The organism is Aeromonas sp. CA23, from assembly GCF_002587065.1.
GTDB classification, from domain to species: domain Bacteria; phylum Pseudomonadota; class Gammaproteobacteria; order Enterobacterales; family Aeromonadaceae; genus Aeromonas; species Aeromonas bestiarum.
Map to the genome: position 1 here is coordinate 2394898 of NZ_CP023818.1, position 22088 is coordinate 2416985.

The 22088-nt window shown below is 59.9% G+C and carries 17 protein-coding genes and 1 pseudogene; 7 read left to right on the forward strand and 11 right to left on the reverse strand.

Going from position 1 to position 22088, the window contains the following annotated elements; translation table 11 throughout:
- Nucleotides 1-33: 33 nt before the first annotated feature.
- Together ruvX and CK910_RS11400 are read right to left on the reverse strand one after the other, a co-directional pair.
- Nucleotides 34-456, reverse strand: coding sequence for a Holliday junction resolvase RuvX (gene ruvX, locus CK910_RS11395; RefSeq protein ID WP_042867427.1), 423 nt, complete (start codon nt 454-456; stop codon nt 34-36).
- Nucleotides 457-502: 46 nt separating this feature from the next.
- Nucleotides 503-1057, reverse strand: a complete 555-nt coding sequence (locus CK910_RS11400) for a YqgE/AlgH family protein (protein WP_042037546.1) — start codon at nt 1055-1057, stop codon at nt 503-505.
- 118 nt (nt 1058-1175) lie between these two features.
- Between CK910_RS11400 and CK910_RS11405 the strand changes: the two genes are divergently transcribed.
- On the forward strand, nt 1176-2801 hold the full coding sequence (locus CK910_RS11405) for a methyl-accepting chemotaxis protein (protein ID WP_043556317.1): 1626 nt from the start codon (nt 1176-1178) through the stop codon (nt 2799-2801).
- An 87-nt stretch (nt 2802-2888) separates the two neighbouring features.
- Here CK910_RS11405 and gshB read toward each other — a convergent pair whose 3' ends face one another.
- The 5 genes from gshB to metK form a co-directional block, all read right to left on the reverse strand.
- Complete coding sequence (gene gshB / locus CK910_RS11410) at nt 2889-3842, reverse strand: glutathione synthase (RefSeq protein ID WP_098983060.1); 954 nt, start codon at nt 3840-3842, stop codon at nt 2889-2891.
- A gap of 51 nt (nt 3843-3893) precedes the next feature.
- Entirely contained in the window at nt 3894-4625 is a 732-nt protein-coding gene (rsmE, locus tag CK910_RS11415) for a 16S rRNA (uracil(1498)-N(3))-methyltransferase (protein ID WP_043135587.1), read from the reverse strand.
- Between the two features lie 125 nt (nt 4626-4750).
- Complete coding sequence (locus tag CK910_RS11420) at nt 4751-5434, reverse strand: endonuclease (protein ID WP_043135585.1); 684 nt, start codon at nt 5432-5434, stop codon at nt 4751-4753.
- Between the two features lie 72 nt (nt 5435-5506).
- A complete protein-coding gene (locus CK910_RS11425; RefSeq protein WP_098983063.1) occupies nt 5507-6040 on the reverse strand; it encodes a SprT family zinc-dependent metalloprotease in 534 nt (177 codons plus the stop codon).
- 68 nt (nt 6041-6108) lie between these two features.
- The gene (gene metK, locus CK910_RS11430; protein ID WP_043135581.1) at nt 6109-7260 is read right to left on the reverse strand and encodes a methionine adenosyltransferase; all 1152 of its coding nucleotides are present in this window, start codon (nt 7258-7260) and stop codon (nt 6109-6111) included.
- A 342-nt stretch (nt 7261-7602) separates the two neighbouring features.
- Here metK and tkt point away from each other — a divergent pair, with 342 nt between their 5' ends.
- Nucleotides 7603-9594, forward strand: coding sequence for a transketolase (gene tkt / locus CK910_RS11435; RefSeq protein WP_098983066.1), 1992 nt, complete (start codon nt 7603-7605; stop codon nt 9592-9594).
- A 298-nt stretch (nt 9595-9892) separates the two neighbouring features.
- Nucleotides 9893-10318 (forward strand): GNAT family N-acetyltransferase, encoded by a 426-nt coding sequence (locus CK910_RS11440; protein ID WP_157774611.1) that lies wholly within the window; start codon nt 9893-9895, stop codon nt 10316-10318.
- Between the two features lie 292 nt (nt 10319-10610).
- Here CK910_RS11440 and CK910_RS11445 read toward each other — a convergent pair.
- Nucleotides 10611-11875: pseudogene (locus CK910_RS11445) on the reverse strand (RidA family protein).
- 952 nt (nt 11876-12827) lie between these two features.
- On the opposite strand from CK910_RS11445, the gene CK910_RS23715 reads away from it, so the two are divergent.
- From CK910_RS23715 to cfa, 3 genes are all read left to right on the forward strand, one after another.
- Complete coding sequence (locus tag CK910_RS23715; RefSeq protein ID WP_157774612.1) at nt 12828-13118, forward strand: hypothetical protein; 291 nt, start codon at nt 12828-12830, stop codon at nt 13116-13118.
- Nucleotides 13119-13130: 12 nt separating this feature from the next.
- Nucleotides 13131-13994: a patatin-like phospholipase family protein gene (locus CK910_RS11450; protein ID WP_098983071.1), complete on the forward strand. Its 864-nt coding sequence runs from the start codon at nt 13131-13133 to the stop codon at nt 13992-13994.
- Between the two features lie 269 nt (nt 13995-14263).
- Nucleotides 14264-15412 carry a cyclopropane fatty acyl phospholipid synthase gene (gene cfa / locus CK910_RS11455; protein WP_098983074.1) on the forward strand — a complete coding sequence of 383 codons (1149 nt, stop codon included), beginning with the start codon at nt 14264-14266 and terminating at the stop codon, nt 15410-15412.
- 341 nt (nt 15413-15753) lie between these two features.
- Here the strand turns inward: cfa and CK910_RS11460 are convergent, their stop codons facing one another.
- Nucleotides 15754-16857 carry an anhydro-N-acetylmuramic acid kinase gene (locus CK910_RS11460; protein WP_098983076.1) on the reverse strand — a complete coding sequence of 368 codons (1104 nt, stop codon included), beginning with the start codon at nt 16855-16857 and terminating at the stop codon, nt 15754-15756.
- A gap of 43 nt (nt 16858-16900) precedes the next feature.
- Complete coding sequence (locus CK910_RS11465; RefSeq protein ID WP_098983079.1) at nt 16901-18223, reverse strand: peptidoglycan DD-metalloendopeptidase family protein; 1323 nt, start codon at nt 18221-18223, stop codon at nt 16901-16903.
- A gap of 110 nt (nt 18224-18333) precedes the next feature.
- Here CK910_RS11465 and tyrS point away from each other — a divergent pair, with 110 nt between their 5' ends.
- Entirely contained in the window at nt 18334-19533 is a 1200-nt protein-coding gene (gene tyrS / locus CK910_RS11470) for a tyrosine--tRNA ligase (RefSeq protein WP_098983081.1), read from the forward strand.
- A gap of 73 nt (nt 19534-19606) precedes the next feature.
- On the opposite strand, the gene ygjK is transcribed toward tyrS, so the two are convergent.
- Entirely contained in the window at nt 19607-22087 is a 2481-nt protein-coding gene (gene ygjK, locus CK910_RS11475; RefSeq protein WP_098983084.1) for an alpha-glucosidase, read from the reverse strand.
- Between the last annotated feature and the right edge of the window lies 1 nt (nt 22088).

Here is a 22088-nt window from a genome sequence, read left to right on the forward strand (position 1 = left end):
GGAGGCAGGCGTTCGCTGCCTCCCCCTTGCCGGTCAACCGTACTGCTCTTCCATCCAGGCTTCGACGATAAGCTGGGCTGAGACCCCGTCCACGCTGCCCTTGTCGAGCGCCTTGTAGCCACCCCGTTCAAACAGGCGGGCGCGGGCATCCGTGGTGGTGAGCCGCTCGTCCTTGAACTCCACCTGCTTGCCGAAACGGCCGTGCAGACGGTTGCCGAACTTGCGGGCCCGTACCGTGATCTCCTGCTCTGTGCCATCCATGTTCAGCGGCAGGCCGACCACCAGCAGGTCTGGCTGCCACTCCTTGAGCAGCTTCTCGACGTCGTCCCAGTTGGGGACACCGTCATTGGCCTTGATGGCGCGCAGGGGCTGGGCCGTGCCGGTGAGCTCCTGGCCGATGGCGACCCCTATGCTCTTGGTGCCGTAGTCAAAGCCCATGATACTGCGTGATGACATTGAATTGTTTCCTCAAAACGCATCGCAAAATGCGTGGCAAACGGCATCAGCTGTGGCCGATGTCGCTGGATAGATGAATGGGATTGACCCCTATGCTGGCGGCCGCTTGCTGCCAGCGCTGATGGATCGGGGTCTTGAAGACCAGATCCGGGTTGGGCGGTATCACCAGCCAGGCGCCGTCCACCAGCTCCTGTTCCAGTTGACCCGCACTCCAGCCGGCGTAGCCGAGCGCCACCAGCCAGTGATCCGGGGCCTGCTCTGTGCCCAGGGTTTCCAGTATATCCTTGGAAGTGGTGACCATGAGTTCATCCCCCACCTGCAGGGTGGAGTTGAACCCAGGGCGGAAGCTGTGCAGCACGAAACCGCGATCGGCGTGTACCGGCCCCCCTTGCAGCACGGGCTGCTTGAGGTCCGGGCTGGCCGGGGGGGCGAGCTTGAGCTGGGTCAGCATGGCGTCCAGCGACATGTCCACCGGTATGTTGACCACCAGCCCCATGGCACCCTCCTCGTTGTGTTCGCACAGGTAGACCAGCGAACGCTCGAAATAGGGATCGGAGAGGCTCGGCATGGCGAGCAGGAAATGATTTTGCAGTGTTTGCATATGGGCCAAATATTGCAAAGGTATTTGGGTCAATTATGGCAGCTCACTGTGTCGGGCAAAACCGCTTTTTATCGCTTGCGGTCCTGTTCAGCGACATGGTCAGGATGGAGAGAACGCCATGGAAGGTATTTCGATCAGACAGAAGTTGATCCTGGGGTGTGTGGTTCCCCTGCTGACGCTCCTGCTGCTGGTGATAGGGGCGACCCAGGCTATGTCCCAGTTGATGGCGGGCATGAATGCCATGTATCAGGGGGAGGTCGTTCAGCTCAAGGAGCTCAAGCAGATCGCCGATCTCTACGCGGTCAAGGTGATAGACGCCGCCAACAAGGCCAATGTGGGGGGCTTTGACCCCGCCAAGTCGCGCGCGGACATGAGCGCCGCCCAGCAGGAGATCAACCGGATCTGGCGAGAGTATCGCGGTCAGGAGATGAGCCAGGCCGAGCAGCGGGAGGCCGACAAGATGCAGACGCTGTTCGCGGCGGCGGATCGGGAAATTGAGTCCGTGATGCAGATACTGGCAAGCATGCAGGGTGACAACCAGGGCCAGCTGGCCGCCCATATCATGCCGCTCTATCGGGTGATCGACCCGGTCAGTGACGGGGTCAGCGCCCTGGTGGAGTACCAGTTGCAGGAGGCCGAGAAGAACATGGCCGAGCTCAATGAGCTCAGGGTGCAGTTGATCCGGCTGTTCATCCTGCTGTTTGTGGTGGGTGGCGCCTGTATCCTGTTCTTCGGCGTGTGGGCGGGGCGCAGCGTCAGCCAGCCGTTGGCGGCCATGGGCGGGATCTTGCGCGGCATGCAGACGGATCTCGACCTGAGCAAGCTGGCGCCCGTGCTGCGCAAGGACGAGATGGGCGGGCTGGCCCACTCCCTCAACGAGGTGATCTGTCATTTTCGTGACCTCATCACCCAGATCAACGGCATGGCGGAGCAGCTCGCCAAAGAGTCGGCTCACCTGGCCCATATCGGCACCCAGAGCCGGGGCCGTTTCGCCCAGCAACAGGCGGAGACGGATCAGACAGCGACCGCCATGAACCAGATGAGCGCCACAGTGGCCGAGGTGGCGAACAGCTCCAACGCCGCCGCGGATGCGGCGCACCATGCTGATGAGAGCGCCCGTCACGGTCACCACATAGTCGAAGATGCCATCTTGCGCATGTCCGGTCTCTCCGCCCAGATCCAGAACACGGCCGCCATGATCACCCAGCTGGCGGATGACAGCCGCAATATCAGCAGCGTGATGGATGCCATCCGCGGCATCGCCGAGCAGACCAATCTGCTGGCGCTCAATGCGGCGATCGAGGCGGCGCGGGCCGGCGATCAGGGCCGTGGTTTTGCGGTGGTGGCCGACGAGGTGCGTACCCTGGCCCAGCGCACGCAGCGTTCGACCGAAGAGATCGGCAAGACCATAGTCAAGCTGCAGCAGGGGGCCACCCAGGCGGCTTCCAGCATGGAGCTGGGACTGAGTCAGGTGGAAGAGTCCAATCGTACCGTGCTGGCCTGCGGTCAGGCTCTCGGCGAGATAGTGAGCTCGGTCAACGTGATCAACGAGATGAACACCCAGATCGCCACGGCGGCGGAGGAGCAGAGCAAGGTGGCGGAGGACATCAGCCGCAACGTGGTCAATATCGCCCACATTGCCACCGAGTCGACGGCGGCGGCCTCCGAGCTGAATCAGAGTTGCCACGAGCTGGAGCAGCTCTCCAGCGACCTCAAGGTGAAGGTGGGGCAGTTCCGTTGCTGAGGGGCGTGCCCGGCGTTCTGGCAGGAGAAACAACAGAGGCGGCCACTGGGCCGCCTCTGTTGTTATTGCCGTTTAGCTTCGGGCCACTCAGGCTTTCGCCAGCCGACGCTCGATGGCATCCATCAGCATGCCGGTGATATGTACCGGGAAGGCGGCCTCGATTTCGCGGATGCAGGTCGGGCTGGTGACGTTAATCTCGGTCAGCCGATCGCCTATGATGTCTAGGCCGACGAAGATGAGGCCCTTGGCCTTGAGGGTTGGGCCGACGGCGCGGGCGATGGCCCAGTCCGCCTCGCTCAAGGGGCGCGCCTCGCCACGGCCACCGGCCGCCAGGTTGCCACGGGTCTCCCCCTGCGCCGGAATGCGGGCCAGGCAGTAGGGAACCGGTTCACCGTCCACCACCAGCACCCGCTTGTCGCCATCCTTGATGGCGGGCAGATAGGTCTGGGCCATGCAGTACTGGTTACCGTGCTCGGTGAGGGTTTCGATGATGACCCCCACGTTGGCGTCATCTTCCTTCATGCGGAAGATGGAGGCGCCGCCCATGCCGTCCAAGGGCTTCAAGATCACGTCCTTGTGCCGGGCGTGGAAGGCGCGCAGCTTGTCAGAGCGACGGGTCACCAGCGTGGTCGGGGTGTGCTCGGCAAACCAGGCGGTGTAGAGCTTCTCGTTGGCGTCGCGCAGGCTCTGCGGCTTGTTGACGATGAGGCAGCCCTCATCCTCGGCCCGCTCCAGCATGTAGGTGGCGTAGATGAACTCGGTATCGAACGGCGGATCCTTGCGCATCAGGATCACGTCCAGAGTGGAGAGGGGCTGATCCACCACCTCGCCCAGGCTGAACCAGTCGGCGTAGTCATATTTGACCGTCAGCGGTCGCATGGTGCCAAAGGCGCGGCCCGCCTCCATGTAAAGATCCGACATCTCCAGATAGAAGAGCTCATAGCCGCGCTTTTGCGCCTCTTCGAGCATGGCGAAGCTGGAGTCCTTCTTGATATTGATGGCCGAGATGGGGTCCATCACTATGCCGAGTTTAATGGTCATCCGAATGTCCTTCTGGTAGCTCGATTGCGTTTGAGATTGTCAGAACCCGTTTCAGGCCAGATCGCCGAAGCGGCACTGCAGCGCGGTAATGGCGGTCAGGGCGGCGGTTTCGGTGCGCAGCACCCGCGGACCCAGCAACATCTCCTTGAAACCTTCCTGCACGGTACGGGCGATCTCGTCGCCGGACAAGCCCCCTTCCGGGCCTATCAGCAGCCGTACCCCATGCTCGGGAACGGGCAGTGTGCTGATGCTGTATTCGGCGCGCGGATGCAGGTTGAGCTTGAGCTCTTTGGTCTCTTCCGCGAGCCAGGCGTCCAGCTCCATGGGCATCCGAACTTCGGGCACCAGGTTGCGGCCGCACTGTTCGCAGGCGCTGATCACCACCTTTTGCCACTGCTCGCGCTTCTTCTCCAGCCTGTCTGCCGGCAGCTTGACGCCGCAGCGCTCGGAGAAGAGCGGGGTGATGCAGGTGACGCCCAGCTCGACGGATTTCTGGATGGTGAAGTCCATCTTGTCGCCCCGGCTGATCACCTGGCCCAGATGGATGGCGAAGGGGGACTCCACAGATTGAGCCTCGCAGCCGTCTATGGTCACCTCCACCGACTTCTTGCCTACCAGGGCTATGGTGGCGGCATATTGATTGCCATCGCCATTGAACAGCTCCAGCTGCTGGCCTGGCTGCATGCGCAGCACCCGGCCTATGTGGTTGGCGCCGTCTTCCGACAGGGCTAGGGTCTGGCCAACCTGCAGGGCGGCCGCTTCATAGATACGTGGAATGCGCATGGCTAAGTGTCAGTCTCTTGCTTGGAAACGCGTCAATGTCTTGCTGTGAGGCCGGGTTCACGGCGCACTCGACTATTGATGCATCTCGTTATGGGAGGGGTGTGATCCCTCCCTGTCAAATGGGGTTATTGGCACTGCTTTTCAATGAAGGGATTGGTATTGCCCTGCAACTTGCCGATGCGGCGATTGCGTTCGCACTCCCAGCCATCGGCCGGGTACTGCCTGTCCCAAGCTTCGAACAGTTTACGCTGTTGCGCCGCGAGGCGCAGCCCATACTGCTGGCTCATGTAGAGGTAGGCGCGGGCGATCTGGCCCCGTACCAGCCCCTTGGGCGGCTGTACCTGACGCGCCTTGAAATCCACCAGCATCTGGCACTGGCCGTACTGATCCGGGGTGCCGTTCCAGTCGGAGAAGCGGTAGTTGGCGCGATCCCCGTTCACCTCGCCGATGGCGGGGAAGAGGTTGTGCATGTCCCCCTCCATCTGGTTGAACTCGTCGCTCTTGCCGCAGTTCTTGCGACCACCCTGCTGCCAGCACTGCAGCTGGTGGCCGAATTCCCAGGCCGGCACCACGTGTTCCCACTCGATGCGGTTGGCGCGCTTGGCCTGCTTGCGCGGTTCATAGCCGCAGCTGGCCAGATCCGGGCTCATTTTCTTGCCCTGATACTCAATCTTGCAGCCGCAGTAGAAGGTGACGGGGTGATCCTGATAGAGGCGGTTCAGATCCTGCTTGGCAGCGCGAAAGGTCTGGGCATGCAGGGGCAGGCTGACCAGCAGGGCCAGAGTGAACGAAAACAGGGGACGAAACATGAAGATCCTTGGCAATGAAGTGGTTGGATGAAGAGAGGGGCACCCTAGCACAGGGTTGCGACACGGGCTGGCTTACTGCGCAGGCACAGGCACCTGCCGTTCCCGTTCCAGCGGCTGCTTGCAGCGGCGGCAGTGATAGCGGGCCTCGCCGCGCACCACCTTGTTGTGGCGACGCACCGACAGCTGATGCTGCTGGCAGTGGCAGCGATAGGGCACAGTGCGCTGGGCCAGCACAGTCAGATCGAAGCTGTGGGTGGTTTTGGGCTCAAGGTCGAACAGCTCCCGCATCATCGACTGCCACTGCTGGCCGTGGGGCAGCACCCGTGCTTTGCCGCGCCCTTGGCCCCAGAGCGCATAGACCAGCAGATGGGCCACCTCGTGGGGCACCACCTCGTCCAGAAACGCCTGCTGGTTGGCCTGGTAGAGGGCCGGGTTGAAGCGCAGCTCCCAGGTCTGCAGCCGCGCCGAGCCCGCCGCCCGGCCCCGCATGTTGCAGTGGATGCGCGGGCGGGCAAAGGTGCGGCCGAGGCGCGCCTCGGCCTGCACGAAACAGGCCTCGACCCGCTGATGCAGCAGTTGTTCGAGTTGAGCTGGGGTGGCAGACATGGGATTTCCGTCGGTCGGCAGACAAGCAAAAGGGGAGCCAGGCTCCCCTTTTATCACAACTGAGTGGCTTAGAGGCCAGCGGCGGAGCGCAGCAGCTCGGCCTTGTCGGTCTGCTCCCACGGGAACTCTTCGCGACCGAAGTGACCGTAGGCAGCGGTAGCCTGGTAGATGGGGCGCTTCAGATCCAGCATCTGGATCAGGCCGTACGGGCGCAGTTCGAAGTGCTCGCGTACCAGCTTGACCAGCAGATCCTCGGCCACCTTGGCGGTACCGAAGGTTTCGACGCTGATGGAGGTCGGCTCGGCCACACCGATGGCGTAGGAGATCTGGATCTCGCAGCGATCCGCCAGACCGGCGGCGACTATGTTCTTGGCCACGTAGCGGGCGGCGTAGGCTGCGGAGCGGTCAACCTTGGACGGGTCTTTGCCGGAGAAGGCGCCACCACCGTGACGGGCCATGCCGCCGTAGGTGTCGACGATGATCTTGCGACCGGTCAGACCGCAGTCACCCATGGGGCCGCCGATGACGAAACGGCCAGTCGGGTTGATGAAGTATTTGGTGTCCTTGGTGATCCACTCGGCCGGCAGCACCGGCTTGATGATCTCTTCTCGCACCGCTTCCACCAGATCCTTGTGGCTGATGGACTCGCTGTGCTGGGTAGAGAGCACAACGGCATCCACACCCAGGATCTTGCCCGCGTCGTCGTAGGCGAAGGTCAGCTGGCTCTTGGCATCCGGACGCAGCCACGGCAGGGTGCCGTTCTTGCGCACTTCGGCCTGACGTTTCACCAGCAGGTGAGAGTAGGTGATGGGGGCTGGCATCAGCACGTCGGTTTCGTTGGTGGCGTAGCCGAACATCAGGCCCTGGTCACCGGCGCCCTGCTCCAGCGGATCGCTGCGGTCAACACCCTGGTTGATGTCGGGGGACTGCTTGCCGATGGCGTTCAGCACGGCGCAGGAGTCGGCATCGAAGCCCATGTCGGAGTGGGTGTAGCCGATGTCACGCACTGTGTTGCGCACTATCTCTTCGATATCAACCCAGGCAGAGGTGGTTACTTCACCGGCGACCATGACCATGCCGGTCTTGACCAGGGTCTCACAGGCAACGCGGGCCTTGGTATCTTGCTTGAGGATGGCGTCCAGTACCGCATCGGAGATCTGGTCCGCAATCTTGTCGGGATGGCCTTCGGAGACCGACTCGGAAGTAAACAGCTTTGCCATGATGGGATTCTCAGCTTGTCTGGGGTTATCGCCACAGCAATAACCGGGTGATGATAGGATGATTGTAGAGGTATCTACATCTGGACGTCCATTTTAGTTAGCGCCCCCCTCGATTGCCAGCACTATTTTGGTTTTGCCGCGCGCCGGCCGAACAAGATACGTGCTTTACCCCATTTGGGGTGCAAGCCGTTTACAACTCAATCGTTTGCCCCGGCCAGAAAAGCGATTGAGCTCCCAAAGCCACTTTATTCGCCCAGATAATATTTGCACCGCACGCGCCCTGCTGGGACAATAACGCGCCTTAATCTTGGCCATCAAATGAAGCAATCGCAGGAGATACAGATGCCTTCTCGTAAAGAGCTTGCCAATGCCATTCGCGCATTGAGTATGGATGCCGTTCAAAAAGCCAACTCCGGTCACCCGGGCGCCCCCATGGGAATGGCAGATATCGCCGAAGTGTTGTGGCGCAGCCACCTCAAGCATAACCCGAACAACCCCAAGTGGGCCGACCGCGACCGTTTCATTCTGTCTAACGGCCACGGCTCCATGCTGCTGTACTCCCTGCTGCACCTCTCCGGTTATGACCTCTCCATCGACGACCTGAAAAACTTCCGCCAACTGCACTCTCGTACCCCGGGTCACCCCGAGTACGGCTATGCGCCGGGCGTGGAAACCACCACGGGTCCGCTGGGTCAGGGCATCACCAATGCCGTGGGCATGGCGATCGCCGAGAAGGCCATGGCCGAGCAGTTCAACCAGCCGGGTCACGACATCGTCGACCACTACACCTACGCCTTCATGGGCGACGGCTGCCTGATGGAAGGTATCTCCCACGAGGCTTGCTCCCTGGCAGGCACCCTGCAACTGGGCAAACTGATTGCATTCTGGGATGACAACGGCATCTCCATCGACGGTCACGTTGAAGGCTGGTTCACCGACGACACCGTCAAGCGTTTCGAAGCTTACGGTTGGCACGTGATTGCCGCCGTTGACGGTCACAGCCCGGAAGCCATCAATGCCGCCATCGAAGCCGCCAAGGCCGAGACCGGCAAGCCGACCCTGATCTGCTGCCGCACCATCATAGGCTACGGTTCACCGAACAAGTCCGGCTCCCATGATTGCCACGGCTCACCGCTGGGCAATGACGAGATCGCCGCCGCCCGTGCCTTCCTGAAGTGGGACCACGCGCCCTTCGTCATCCCGTCTGACATCGCCGCCGAGTGGAATGGTCAGGAGAAGGGCACCAAGCTGGAAGCCGACTGGGCTGCCAAGTTTGCCGCCTATGAAGCCGCTCACCCGGCGCTGGCTGCCGAGTTCAAGCGTCGTACCGCAGGCGAGCTGCCAGCCAACTGGGCAAGCGATTCCGCCAAGATCATTGAGACCCTGCAAGCAAACCCGGCCAAGATTGCGACCCGCAAAGCGTCCCAGAACTCTCTGGAAGCCTTCGGCAAGCTGCTGCCCGAGTTCATGGGCGGTTCCGCCGACCTGGCTCCGTCCAACCTGACCATGTGGTCCGGCTCCAAGTCCCTGACCAACGACGATGCGTCCGGCAACTACATCCACTACGGTGTACGCGAGTTCGGCATGTCCGCCATCATGAACGGCATCGCCCTGCACGGTGGTTTCATCCCCTACGGCGCCACCTTCATGATGTTCATGGAGTACGCCCGCAACGCCCTGCGCATGGCCGCTCTGATGAAGCAGCGCGTCATCTTCGTTTACACCCACGACTCCATCGGTCTGGGTGAAGATGGCCCGACTCACCAGCCGGTTGAGCAGATCGCGTCCCTGCGTCTGACCCCGAACATGAGCACCTGGCGCCCGTGTGACCAGGTTGAATCCGCGATCGCCTGGAAGCACGCCATCGAGCGTACCGACGGTCCGACTTCCCTGATCTTCTCCCGCCAGAACCTGGCCCAGATGGACCGTACCAGCCAGCAACTGGCCGATACCGCCAAGGGTGGTTATGTGCTGAAGGATTGCGCCGGTACCCCGGAACTCATCCTGATCGCCACAGGTTCCGAAGTGGAGCTGGCCGTGGCCGCTTTTGATCAGCTGACTGCCAAGGGCCGTGCCGTGCGCGTGGTCTCCCTGCCTTGTACCGATGTGTTCGACGCCCAGTCTGCCGAGTACAAAGAGTCCGTCCTGCCGATGAGCGTGACCAAGCGTGTCGCCATCGAAGCGGGTATCGCCGACTACTGGTACAAGTACGTGGGCTTCGGCGGCAAGATCATCGGCATGACCACCTTCGGTGAGTCCGCGCCGGCCGAGCTGCTGTTCAAGGAATTCGGCTTTACCGTGGAAAACGTGGTTGCGACCGCAGAGTCCCTGTAACAGCCCCTGTAATTCCTGAACATTGGGCCAACCTGGCCCAATAGCCGGAACGATAAAACGCCCTCCATCGCAAGATGGGGGGCGTTTTTATTGGGTGATGTGCAGTGTATAGCGCTGACTATTTCAGAGCAGACCATGACCGTTCATCGCCTTCGGGCAAGGGGTTTCTTCCATTTATGGCGTCATACGCTCCCTTGCCAGCAAGACTCTCGTTTAGCACCAAGCACTGAACTTATGGCATCATAGTCGGTGGAAATGGAAACAGTGGGCTTTCCCATTTTATATAGGCAGTCATACAGTGAATGAATTACATATTGAATATACAGAAGATTTAAGTGAAGCCGCTGATGCAAAAATGACGGAAGGTCATGAAAATTATGAGCGTGAAAATGGCATAGAGATAAATTTTAAAAACTTCTCTTTTACTTTATCTGATGAAAAAGGGGAGGTGTTTGGCGTACTTAGCGCATACACAGCATATTCAGAGATATATGTTGAGGACTTGTGGGTTGATGAGTCTGTTCGTCAAAAAGGGTATGGCAGAAAATTATTGCAAACGCTTGAGCATTACTTTGATGGCAAGGGCTACAACAATATAAATCTCGTCACCAATGAGTTTCAAGCCCCTCTGTTCTACAAAAAATGTGGTTATGATATCGAGTTTGTTCGCGTAAATAAAAGCAACAGCAAGCTTACAAAAACATTTTTTATCAAGTATCTATAAGTGACATCACATGCTGATCGGTAATTGTGAAATGTGATATGACGGATTGCAGTGATGTTTTTATATCAAGGTCTCAGTCTCACTATATATTAAGGTGAGACTGAGGCCTTGTTTCATATTATTTAGGCTCGGTACCATTTCACACCGCATATCAGCTTGCGAAATGGACTTGTGGATACGTTTTCCTGACTGGAAAACCATATAGGGGCAAGTCAGTGGTACTGAAATGGAACAGGACCTTGGCAATGACCTGGTAACAGGTTTCTCGTAAGGTCCTGTATTTCAATATCTATTACGCTTGCGGCGGGGTGCTTTCCGCATTGGAGAGCACGGCATCCATCTGCACCAGGGCACCGGCGGGCAGCTCGCTGACGCCAATCACGGTACGGGCCGGCAGATAGCTCGGGAAGTATTTGGTATAGATGGCGTTGATCGCATCCAGATCCGCGATGTTTTTGACCTGGATATTGACCTTGACGATATCGTCCATCACGTGGTCGATGCTCTCGACGATGGCTTTGATATGGCTCAGGCACTGGGCAGCCTGCTCTTTGACACAACCGGTCAGGATCTTGCCTGTGGTGATATCCAGCGGCAGCTGAGCGGCCAGATGGTTGTAGTGGGAGAAGGCGACTGTCTGGCAATGGAGCGGGCTGCGTGGCGCCTTGTCGGTATTGCGGGCAGCGATCACCAGATTGTGTCTGTCTTCCACCAGCTGCGGCGGAGTGCCGTCACCGTGGGAGATGACCGCATCCATCTGCACCCTGGCTCCCAGCGGCAGGGCAGTGGCGCTGATCACGGAGCGGGCCGGCAGATAGGCGACGGCGCGGGCAATGGCGGAGTCCGGGAAGAAGGTGGTGTAGACCTCGTTGACGGCGTCCAGATCCGCGAGGTTGGTCAGGTAGATGTTCACCTTGACGATGTCGTCAAACGGCACATCGATGCTTTCCAGCACGGTTTTGATGTGGCGCAGACATTGACCCGCCTGTTCGCGGATGCCACCGGCGACCAGCTGGCCCGAGGCCGCATCGACCGGCAGTTGCGCGCCTATGTTGTTGTAGTGGGAGAAGGCGACTGTATGGGTCGAGAGCGGGTTGTGCGGTGCCTTGTCGCTGTTGCGGGCCAGCTTCACCAGGGCGCAGGGCGCCTGCGGGAAGGTGCCTTCGCCATTGGAGATGATGGCGTCGATCTGCACCTGGGCATCCAGCGGCAGGGCGGCCACCGCGAGTGTGGTACGGGTCGGCAGATAGCCCGGGAAGAATTCGCGATAGACGGCGTCGACCGCTTCCAGATCCGCCATGTCTTTCAGGAAGATGGTGGCTTTGACCATATCGTCCATGACGTGGCCGATGCTCTCTATGATCGCCTTGAGGTTATTCAGGCACTGTCTGGCCTGTACCTTGACGTCGCCACTCACCATCTTGCCGGTCTTGGGATCGACCGGCAGTTGGGCAGAAATATTGTTGTAATGAGAGAAAGCCACCGTCTGGGTGTAGGGACCCAGATCCTGGGGGCATTGGTGGTATTTCTTGCAGCCTTGATGATGGTGCCACTCATAGATATTCCTCTTTTTAGTATTCGTTGTTAACTCAGGTACAGGTTCGTCCCATCCGAGTGCGCCATACCGACTGCGCCAGCGGGTGCATCCAAGGTTATTATGTTTAATCCACTCACTAGCTGAATGGGATAAGAGAGGAAGGGACGGGGTTGATTATTTCAGACGAGGCGATTCTATGAGTGGCCATCAGGGGATGCAAACCGGTGATTGTGTTTCTATGAGATGGCTCAACGCTTGGAAATATAGCTGTTTTGCTATTCAATTCAGGGTGAATACCATTCCTGGGTGGATCAAACAGGTCTGGTATCGCGGGCGAGCCCGTGTGGACTGGGTTCTTCCCTCCAGTAGGGAGGGGGCTGTGCTGTGAATGGGGCGTTAAAAATATTCGCCATCCTGCAGTTAATAGTTTTTATTGTGCATAGATATGTATTTTAAAACCCTTTCAGGGGCTATCAAGCCGACTCGAAATATGCTAGCCGACGACCAGTTTGCCGCCAATAAGATGCCCCTGAAATATGATTCAGTCATTCTGCATGGGGAATGTATCAGGGAGGCGCCGGGGTGCGATATTACTCATTGGATCAGGCATATATTTTCCGGCCCGCTCTCGTTGATAAGCCACGGGGCAAGAGATCCGCTGCCAGTCTCTGGGCGTGCCACCTTGATGACGGGATCTGCCGCCATCGACAGCGTATCAATGGGGGCTGACAGCGCTCCTCGCCGGCGAGGCCATCGCCGCATTCTTGCAGCCTGTGGTGTCAGCCTCTCAGCCTCACCATGGGGAAATTCAGCCACCCTGTCGTCAACTGGTCGAACTACAACAAGTTCTTGAGCAGCGATTGCTCTCCCGGTTTGCCAAGCTCATCAGCGGTGGTTGTTTGAGCTAGACAAGCCGTTGTCGGGGGGATGTTGGCTGTCAGGGGCTACCATAGAGCCACCCAAAGAGACCTCTTGACCGGGTCTGCCCTGATCCTGGCGGGCCACTGCAGGCGGATGCATTTCGTCAGCCAGGCTGTGGTGAAACAAAACATTCCAAAATGGCATGTTTTTTATTATTTAAATTCATTTTTTGAAGGTTATGGCTCTGCATATACTGGGAGCAGCTTCACGGTCTCAGGTTTGCACCTGCCTGGCCCCCGCCTCGCAGAATGCTTGCCTGATCCGTCCTGCTGCGGCGTCTTGGTGTTCTGCATGAAGGCGTCCATCGCTGGGCAGGATATTCCCTGCGCCTATTACAGCTGACGGAGCCTTGTCATGTTAAGTTCTCATTCTGCCGCCCTGATTGTCGAGGGAGGTGCGATGCGCGGCATCTTTGCCAGCGGTGTGCTCGATGCCTTTGTTGAAAGCCGTTACTACCCCTTCGATCTGATCATCGGGGTGTCGGCCGGTGCGACCAATCTGGTCTCCTACCTGAGCGAACAGCCGCGCCGCAGCCATCACATCATCACCGAGCTGGCCTGTAGCAGCGATTTTCTCGATCCCATGCGCTTCGTAAAAGGGGGAGACTTGGTGGATATTGGCTGGCTGTGGCGGACCAGTCGTCATCGTTTCCCGCTGGATCTCGAGACCTTCTGCGCCCACCAGATCCCCTTCTATGCGGTCGCGACCGATGTGACGACAGGCGCCGCCGTCTACCTGCAGGTTCGGCCCGATAACATGGACGAGGTGCTCACCGCGACCTGCGCCCTGCCGGTGGTGCAGCACGATACCCCTTGCGTCGATGGCCGCCCCATGGCCGATGGTGGGATCAGCGACTCCATACCTGTGATAGAAGCCTATCGCCGTGGTGTGCGCCGGATGACGGTGGTGTTATCTGAACCCCATGGCTATCGCAAGAAGCCCCCCCGCTTCTGCTGGATGTTGAAAGCGCTGCTGAAAACCCAGCCGGCACTGGTACAAGCCCTGCTGGAGCGGGATCGTTCCTACAACAGTGCTCTCGACTTCATCGCCAATCCTCCCGCCGATTGCGAGATCGAGGTGATAGCGCCGCCGGCCGATTTTCGGGTCTCCCGCTTTACTCAGGATCTCTCCAAGCTGGAGTCTGGGTATCTGCAGGGTTACTGGCTCGGTCGCCAGAGCCTGCTGCGGGCTGCCGACGAGGCAAGAGAGGTGGCCTGAGCCTGCCCGGTGAGGCTGTGCTGCCGGTTTGTCCGAGCCAGAATAATAATACCCTGTTGTTTGACGCCTCGCCTCTTCGTTATATATCCCTACCAGACCGGGATGTGCATGAATTGACTTCATAAGCTTGGATGAATGATATGCCAGATGTTTTTTAATTATCTCTGCATCGAGAATATCTGCATTTTTCAACTTTTTACCAAGCCCACTCGTTGCGACTGTCTTAATGTCATGGTCAGTCGCATAAAAATAAAAACAGGAATATTGTAATGGCAACAAAAGTGTTGAATCTGAATGTGCCTAAAAACCATTATTATAAGATTGTAGAAGAGCTGCTCTTATATTCTGGGGTCACGATTAATGGTCCCCATCCCTATGATATTCATGTACATAATCCCCTCTTCTTTCAGCGGGTCATTAAAGAGGGATCACTAGGATTGGGTGAGAGTTATATGGATGGGTGGTGGGAGTGCCCACGCCTCGACATATTGTTCAGTCGCTTGCTTGCCACCGGGGTGGAGGAGCGCATGCCGCGCCACTTTGCCGATATTCTCTATGTGCTGTCGAGCCGTCTCATCAACAAGCAGAGCCGTAAGCGGGCGTGGCAGGTAGGCAGGGAGCACTACGATCTGGGTAACGATCTGTTCGAGCTTATGTTGGATCCCTACATGCAGTACTCCTGTGGCTACTGGGCTAATGCCAGCGGGTTGGAGCAGGCGCAGAACGACAAGTTGCATCTGATATGCGAGAAGCTGCAACTGCAGAAAAATATGCAGCTGCTGGATATTGGCTGTGGCTGGGGAGGATTAGCCCGTTTTGCCGCAGAGCATTATGGTGTTTCTGTCGTCGGGCTGACCATATCGGCGGAGCAGCAGGCACTGGCGCAGAAAAATTGTGCCGGTTTGCCCGTGGATATTCGCTTGCAAGATTATCGCGATCTTGATGAGCAATTTGATCGAATCGTCTCGGTAGGGATGTTTGAGCACGTTGGGCCGAAAAACTATGCCACCTACTTCGATGTGGTGGCAAAGAGTCTGGTTGATGATGGGTTATTTTTGTTGCACAGCATAGGTTCCAATAAAAGCGATCTTGATGTGGATCCTTGGATCGATGAATATATCTTCCCAAACGGTTGCCTGCCCTCGGTACTTCAGATTTCACAGAGCAGTGAAAAGCATTTTGTCATGGAGGATTGGCATAACTTCGGGGCGGATTATGATCGGACGCTGATGGCCTGGTTAGCCCGTTTCAATGCCAATTGGAAAAAATTGAAGGAAAATTACGATGAGCAATTCTACAGGATGTTCACCTATTATCTGGGCGCCTGTGCCGGGGCATTTCGTGCCCGGAATATCCAGCTCTGGCAGGTGCTCTTCAGCCCGAAAGGGGTGGCCGGCGGGATCCGGGTGCCTCGATAGCGGCATGCCGGCATCCGTTCAATGGGAGCCTGTCTGATCCTGCCATTCCTGCCATTCCTGCCATTCCTGCCATTGTGCACTCAATGGCGCCGTTAGAGATGCTGGCTGGCAGTGATAGGTAAAGGTGGTGGTCCCGGTTGGTGCTCAGGCGGGATAGAGGGCGCCCAAGAGGGCCGGGCGGCTGGCGCCGGCGTATGGGAGGGCTGCTTGCCCTCCCTTGCTGGCAGTGATCGGGGTAATAGGTGGTGATCCCAGTTGCCGCTCAGGCGGGATAGAGAGCACCCAGGACGGCAAGACGGCTGGCACCCGTGTATGGGAGGGCAGCTTGCCCTCCTTGCCGATCAGGTGGGATAGAGGGCGCCCAGGACTGCAAGACGGCTGGCACCGGTAACGGCGGGCAGGTTGCCCGGTTGGCGCTGGATAAAGCGCTGTGCCAGCCAGGCAAACGCCGCACCCTCCATCCAGTCGGGGGCGATCCCCAGCTCGGCCGTGTTGGCGATGCGCCAGCCGGGCAGCAGGCTGGCCAGCTCCGCCAGCAGCGGGGCGTTATGGGCGCCGCCGCCGCAGACATACAGCTCGGGCCGGCTTTGCGCATCATCCAGTGCGGGCAGCTGGCGGGCTATGCTGTGGCAGGTGAGCGCCTGCAGGGTGCGCTGCACATCCGCCGGGGCATGGGCGTGGCCGGCCAGCTCGCCATCGAGCCAGTCGAGGGTGAACATCTCCCGCCCCGTGCTCTTGGGGTGGGGGGCGGCAAAGTAGGGGTGAGCCAGCAACTGCTCCAGCAGTTCGGGGACAAGCCTGCCGCTGGCCGCCCACTGGCCACTGGCATCGTAGCCGGCACCCTTGGGGTGATGACGGCGATACCAGCCATCGAGCAGGGTGTTGGCCGGGCCGGTATCGAAGCCATAGATGCCGTCGGCCTGGCCCGGCAGCACAGAGATATTGGCGATGCCGCCGAGGTTGAGCACCACCCGCAGGGCGCCGGGGCGGGCAAAGAAAGCCTGATGGAAGGCGGGTACCAGCGGCGCCCCCTGGCCGCCGAGGGCCATGTCCATGGTGCGAAAATCGGCCACCACATCGATGCCGGTCAGCGCCGCCAGCAGGGCCGCGTTGCCGATCTGCAGGGTAAAGCCGAGCTGGGGGCGGTGACGTATGGTCTGGCCGTGGCTGCCGATGGCGCGAATATCGGCAGGCGTGAGGTCGGCCTTGGCCAGCAGGGCGTGGGTGGCTGCGGCAAACTCGCGGGCGACCAGGTTGTCGGCAACCCCCATGCGGTCGATCTCGTTGTCGCCCGGGGTGCAGAGCCGGTGCAGCTCGTGAGCGGTGGGCCAGGGGTGGCTGAGGGCCGCTTCGACCCGCAGTTCATCCCCCTCGATCAGCACCAGCACGGCATCGATACCATCCATGCTGGTGCCGGACATCAAGCCTATATAGCGTTCGCTCATGACTGCTCCTTGTGGGTCGAGGTCTCTGGCCCGCAACGGCGGCTCAGTTACCGCCGTTGGTCCGCTTGTTCTGGGCCAGCTGCAGCTCAGGTTTGTCAAGCTGGTCAAGTTTGGCCAGTTGCGGCATCGCCAGCAGTTTGAAGTTGGCCAGCGCCCGCCCGCTGAGCGTCTCCGCCTGGGGCAGATTGAGGGTGCGCGGGTTCTTGTGCACGCCGCCCACCACGAATTCATAGTGCAGGTGCGGGCCCGTGACGCGCCCGGTACCGCCCAGCTTGCCTATGGTCTGGCCCTGCTTCACCCGCTGCCCCTTGTTGACGGTGCGCTGGGAGAGGTGCAGGTACTTGGTCACATAGTTGCCGGCGTGCTTGATGAAGACATAGTTGCCGTTGAACTGGTTGTAACCGGCGGCCACCACGCTGCCGGAACCCGCCGCCATGATGGGGGTGCCCACAGGCGCCACATAGTCGATGCCGTTGTGGGGGCGGATCTTGCCGGTGACCGGGTGCAGGCGGCGCGGATTGAAGTTGGAGCTGATGTATTTGAAGTTGACCGGCGCGCGCAGGAAGCTCTTGCGCATCGCCTTGCCCTCCGGCGTGTAGTAGTTGCCATCTTCGTTCAGCACGGCGCGATAGGTGGCACCCTGGTTGACGAACTCGGCGGCCAGGATGTCGCCGGAGGCAACCCGCTCGTCATCCTGGTACTTCTCTTCGTAGACCACCCGGAAGCTGTCCCCCGGTTGCAGGTCCTGGGCGAAGTCGATGTCCCAGCCGAAGATGGCGGCGAGATCCATGATCTGATCCTCTGTCATGCCCGCCTCGGCGGCGGCGCCCCAGAAGCTGGAGCGGATCTCGCCCTTGGCCACCTGCTCGCGGGTATCGAGTTCCAGCTTGACCGGTTTGGCCACGAAGCTGTCGGCCTTGCGGCTCACTTTCAGCGCCTGTTCCAGGCTGTGGGGATAATAGAGGCTGTGCAGCTCGCCGCCCTTGGTGAGCTTGAAGGTGAGCTCCTGACCGGGTTTGAGCAGGCGCAGTGTATCCGTGCCCTCGAGCTGATCGATCAGGTGCAGATCCGTGGTGCTGAGGCCAAGGCGCTGGAAGATGACCCCCATGTTGTCGCCGCTGCGTACCTTCACCTGTTTGGTGATGTAGCTGGGCTTGGGCGGGGTGACGGGCAGCTCGGCCTGGGCCAGCAGCTTGTCCTCGTCGGCTTGCGGCTCGGCGGCAAGCTCGTTGCCGCTGTCATCGACCCGAGTGGCGACCGCCTGTTCGCTTGGCCAGGCCGCCAGCATCATCACCATGATGCTCAGGATCAGCACCATCTTGCGGTGCCAGGTGGGGAGAGAGTTGAAGGCGTTCCAAATAACCATGCGAAGCTGACGAAGTCGGGCAGAATGGGCGGATTTTACAGCCTTTCCAATTGGCCCGCCATTCCAGTAATATGTTTGGCCCTGTGGAATCGTGATTGGAGAGTCAAAAAATGTCCCAGCTCGAGGTGGCGCTAGCCGAGATCAAGCGCGGAGCGGAAGAAATTCTGGTGGAAGAAGAACTTGTCGCCAAGTTGAAGGAAGGGCGCCCGCTGCGCATCAAGTTGGGGATGGATCCGACGGCTCCCGACATTCACCTGGGTCATACCGTGATCCTCAACAAGCTGAAGACCTTCCAGGATCTGGGCCACGAGATCATCCTGCTGATCGGCGACTTCACCGCCATGGTGGGTGATCCCTCCGGCAAGAACAGCACCCGTCCGCCGCTCTCCGAAGAGGCCATCAAGCACAACGCCCTCACCTATGCCGAGCAGGCGTTCAAGATCCTCGATCCCGCCAAGACCCGCATCGAGTACAACTCCAGCTGGCTGGGCGAGCTGGGCGCGACCGGCATGATCAAGCTGGCGGCCAAGCAGACAGTGGCCCGCATGATGGAGCGCGACGACTTCAAGAAGCGCTACACCGGCGGCCAATCCATCGCGATTCACGAATTCCTCTATCCGCTGCTGCAAGGCTATGACTCGGTCGCGCTGAAGGCTGACGTGGAGCTGGGCGGTACCGATCAGAAGTTCAACCTGCTGATGGGCCGCGAGCTGCAAAAAGATGCCGGCATGGCCGCCCAGTGTGTGCTGATGATGCCGCTCTTGGTCGGTCTGGACGGTGTCAAGAAGATGTCCAAGTCCGCCGCCAACTACATAGGTGTACACGACGCCCCGGGCGAGATGTTCGGCAAGATCATGTCCATCACAGATGACCTGATGTGGAACTACTACGAGCTGCTCTCCTCTCGTCCGCTTTCCGACATCGAAGGCTTCAAGGCGGGCATCGCTGCCGCTACCCTGAACCCGCGCGATGTGAAGATCTGGCTGGCCAAAGAGATCATCACCCGCTACCACGATGAAGCGGCAGCCGAAGCGGCTCACGAAGATTTCACCCAGCGTTTCTCCAAGAACGCCATCCCGGACGAGATGCCGGAAGTCGAGCTGGCACTGGAAGGCGAAGGTCTGCCGATCGCCAACTTGCTCAAGGATGCCGATCTGGTGGCCACCACCTCAGAGGCGCTGCGCATGATCAAGCAGGGCGCGGTCAAGGTTGATGGCGACAAGCTGGACGATGGCAAGGCACTTATAGGTGCCGGTACCGCCGTCTATCAGGTCGGCAAGCGCAAGTTTGCCCGGGTGACGGTCAAGTAAGCCAAACCTTCCTGCTAAAAAAGGCCTCCATATGGAGGCCTTTTTGTTGCGTCACTCCCAGAGGCCGTGGGGATCAGCCTTCGGTTTTAAGGAAGTTGCGATAGAGCATATAGAGGTGGGCCGAGCTCCAGCTGAAGTTGCTGGCCCCCTGCATGGCGCCTGTCTCCGGGTTGTAGTTTTCGCGAATGGGGCCGCTGCCCGCCAGCCCCTCGGCGTTGGCAAACAGCTTGTTGACCAGCAGCTGGGCATCGCTGCGATAGCCGTAGTTCTCCAAGCCCTTCACCCCGAAGTAGAACTGATCCAGCCAGACCCGGCCGCGCCAGTAGATGTCGGGGTCATAGGCCGGGTTGGTCAGGGCCGCCGTGCCGAGCGGCACCCTGGTGTTGAACTCCTGGGCGTTGAGCATCACCTCGCGCACCCGCGCGGCCTTCTCCTTGTCCGCCACCTCGGCCCAGAGCGGGCTCCAGCCTTCCGGGCCACGGCCGCGGGCAGTCAACAGCTTGCCGACACAGCCGTTGGCGTCTGCCACATCCCCCTGATGGATCTGGCGATCGTAATAGAAGCCGGAGGCCTCATCGAACAAACAGGTATTGATGTAACCGGCGAGCTGGGTAGCGCCCTCGCGGTAGCGGATCCCTTCGTCCGGTTTGCCGAGGAGATCTGCCATGTCCGCCAGGATGCGCTTCTCCTTGGCGAGGAAGGCGTTCAGCTCCACCGACTCCTGATCGATGGAGAAGCCGATGAGGCTGCCATCGTCCTCGTGGTTCTCGAAGAAGGCGACGTTCCAGTCCTGGCGCGCCTTGGCAATGTCGCCGCCATAAGTCTTGTCGGCGTAGCGCTGCAGTTGATCTTGCTCGATGAAGCCGAAGCGGGCGGCGTTGTCCATGCCGGACTCCCAGCCGGCGCCGTGCTGGGCGCCTATATCCATGTCGGCATAGCCGCCGACGCTCAGCACCTGCTGATAGAGCGCCATGCCGGCGCAGCTGTACCAGCCGTCCCCCTCGTTGGTGCAGCTCGACAGATCCAGCCCGGCGGGCACGCCACTGGCGTACTGCACCTTGAAGGTGATATTGCCGAATTCGTCGTTGTGCTCGACGTGGCGGGTGGCACCGTATTCGATGATGCCGTTGCGGTTGTTGTCCCGCGCCCTGTACCACCAGTCGTGATAGGCCTGGATCTTCGGATACATCTCGGCGATGAAGGCCTTGTCCTTGGTCGCGCCGTAGATTTCCCAGATGGCCCAGGCGGAAAGAGGCGGCTTGGTGTCCCGCTCGTTCCAGTTGCCACCGTCGCCACCGCGATCGGAGAGCTTGTTGTAGAAGACGGCGTCGATCACCATGCCGGCGTCTTGGGGGCGCACCGGATCATTGGGCTGGACCTGGTAGTCATACATGGCGCGCACGTTGTTCTTGGCCACCTCCGGGTTGAAGTGGGCCATGGCATAGGCGTGCTTCCAGCTGTCCCATGCCCAGACGCCGTCGAACCAGCGGGCCGTGTTGGAGGGGGTGACCCCGTCGTGGAGGATGGCGCCGGCCGGTGAGCGCCAGTTGCCGTTGAGGGTCTCCATCGCCTTGACCGCGATGCGTCGCTCGGCTTCCGGGATCCCCTGGTTGGAGAGGCCGCGCTCGAGATAGCCTTCCCAGCGGCGGATGGAGTCGTCGAAATAGCTGGCAGGCTTGGCCAGCAGGGCGTTGCGGCTCTGCTGGAAGCGGCTGGCGTCATCGCTGCTGTGAACGTAGCTCTGCAGGGTGTAGATATCCTCGCTCCCCTTGGCGGCCAGGGTGAGGCTGGCCTCGCTCCGGTAGCCGAGTTCCTTCTCGTCCAGGGTGGTGCGGCTGGGCAGGGTGCGGTCGATGCGATAGCGGGCGCTGCCGCTCTGCATCATGTTCCAGGTGCTGCGCAGCTCGCCGAACTGGAACTCTATGCCTTGCTCGCTCCGGCTGATGGTGCGGGTCCAATCCGGGTACTGCTCGGCCACCGTCTTGTTGGCATCCCACTGCTGGAGCAGCTCACCCTGCCAGGTCAGGTTGAGGGTCAGCGGCGCGTCCTGATTGTTGATGAGTCGGGTTCGGATCAGCGCCGTGCGGGCATCGCCGTAGCGCAGTTCCAGCTCCAGGGTGAAGGGCGCGAACTCGAATCGCTGAATGAGTGCCCCCGGGATGGCGTAGATCTCGTGCTTGCTGGCGGCGGTGAGCGGGAAAGCTCGGCCGCTCTCATCGCTCAGGCTGAGGCGGTCCAGCTCGCTGGCGAAGAAGAGGCTGTACTCCTCGGCGATCACCATGGGGCCGGTGAAACCACCCCATTCGCTGTCGCTGGCGGGCAGCAGGAAGCCGTGCCAGGCCCCCAGATCGAGCAGCGGGTTGTATTTGAGATTGGAGTAGCTGTCAAAGTCTCGGAACTGGAGCGGGGTACCGCTGCGATCGATCACGTTCTGGTACTGGCTCGCCAGGGTCGCACTGGGCGGAGTCGGGGCGCTGGAGTCATTGCCGTTGCAGGCGGTCAGGCCGAACAGGGCGACGCTCAGGGTGATGGAAAGTAAACTTTTACGAAACATG

Coding starts and splice junctions, on each gene's coding strand:
- ygjK (WP_098983084.1), bottom strand. CDS start 22,087: ATGTTTCGTAAAAGTTTACTTTCCATCACCCTGAGCGTCGCCCTGTTC.
- CK910_RS11405 (WP_043556317.1), top strand. CDS start 1,176: ATGGAAGGTATTTCGATCAGACAGAAGTTGATCCTGGGGTGTGTGGTT.
- rsmE (WP_043135587.1), bottom strand. CDS start 4,625: ATGCGCATTCCACGTATCTATGAAGCGGCCGCCCTGCAGGTTGGCCAG.
- tkt (WP_098983066.1), top strand. CDS start 7,603: ATGCCTTCTCGTAAAGAGCTTGCCAATGCCATTCGCGCATTGAGTATG.
- metK (WP_043135581.1), bottom strand. CDS start 7,260: ATGGCAAAGCTGTTTACTTCCGAGTCGGTCTCCGAAGGCCATCCCGAC.
- CK910_RS11450 (WP_098983071.1), top strand. CDS start 13,131: ATGTTAAGTTCTCATTCTGCCGCCCTGATTGTCGAGGGAGGTGCGATG.
- ruvX (WP_042867427.1), bottom strand. CDS start 456: ATGTCATCACGCAGTATCATGGGCTTTGACTACGGCACCAAGAGCATA.
- CK910_RS11420 (WP_043135585.1), bottom strand. CDS start 5,434: ATGTTTCGTCCCCTGTTTTCGTTCACTCTGGCCCTGCTGGTCAGCCTG.
- gshB (WP_098983060.1), bottom strand. CDS start 3,842: ATGACCATTAAACTCGGCATAGTGATGGACCCCATCTCGGCCATCAAT.
- CK910_RS11460 (WP_098983076.1), bottom strand. CDS start 16,857: ATGAGCGAACGCTATATAGGCTTGATGTCCGGCACCAGCATGGATGGT.
- CK910_RS11465 (WP_098983079.1), bottom strand. CDS start 18,223: ATGGTTATTTGGAACGCCTTCAACTCTCTCCCCACCTGGCACCGCAAG.
- cfa (WP_098983074.1), top strand. CDS start 14,264: ATGGCAACAAAAGTGTTGAATCTGAATGTGCCTAAAAACCATTATTAT.
- tyrS (WP_098983081.1), top strand. CDS start 18,334: ATGTCCCAGCTCGAGGTGGCGCTAGCCGAGATCAAGCGCGGAGCGGAA.
- CK910_RS11400 (WP_042037546.1), bottom strand. CDS start 1,057: ATGCAAACACTGCAAAATCATTTCCTGCTCGCCATGCCGAGCCTCTCC.
- CK910_RS11425 (WP_098983063.1), bottom strand. CDS start 6,040: ATGTCTGCCACCCCAGCTCAACTCGAACAACTGCTGCATCAGCGGGTC.